1 protein-coding gene is annotated in these 777 nt (G+C 38.0%); it reads left to right on the top strand.

Annotation, left to right across the window (positions count from 1 at the left end; translation table 11 throughout):
- The first annotated feature begins 422 nt into the window (after positions 1-422).
- A complete protein-coding gene (locus tag A3729_RS13665) occupies positions 423-683 on the top strand; it encodes a hypothetical protein (protein WP_068510940.1) in 261 nt (86 codons plus the stop codon).
- The last annotated feature ends 94 nt before the right edge of the window (positions 684-777 follow it).

Genomic DNA, 777 nt, shown 5'->3' with positions numbered 1-777 from the left:
GCCGCCAATAAAACTTTGCGCGCTGAGGCGGGCGTTATGTGTATTAAGGGTAAATATGCAATTTAAAGAATTGGGTATTTCGAACAGTTTACTATGGTTCTTAATATCAATATTTTTGTTCTTTTGGCTTGGCCATCAATTCGTTGGCGTGGCAACAGATTTAGAAATACTCAATTTGAGAACAACTGATTTAATTTCATTTCATAGCAGACCTATATGGTTTTCAATGATTGTTTTAATCAAAGCGTTAGTATGGCTTCTATCAATTACGGTAATTTATAAGTATGTTCTTACGAAGCTTAAAACTAAAAACACATAACCAAGCGCTCAAACGGACTCGGCAAACTGTCACGCTTTTTGTACCAAAAAGCCCGCCAGTTCACCTCTCCGTTTAGCTTGGCGTTATGTGTCATAGAGAGAATATGGAATTCCAATCAAACACAGATTTATTCGATGCAATTGAAGGGTTGCAAGCTAGTTTAGTTTCGACTGGTAACGAACATGCAAGTAATCAAATAGCTGACGGTTTGTCTTCATTGAATGGTCTTACCGATGGTTGGGCTCAATTATTAGAATCTATAAACAATGCAAGGTGTGAATTTGGTTCTGCTTTAACTGAAGAGCAAACTAACCAAATCAACAAAATTCAGAGCGCAGTGCATAAGATTGTGTACCGTGCTTAAACACATAACCAAAAGAACCAACGGATTCCATAATATGTCGCGGTTTTTGCAAAGAAACGCAAAAAGCCCCGCCAAATTATTCCACCGTTGTGCT

The organism is Oleiphilus sp. HI0043 (assembly GCF_001634935.1).
The sequence above is the reverse complement of the archived record's forward strand: the minus strand, read 5'-3'. Positions and strand labels throughout refer to the sequence as shown.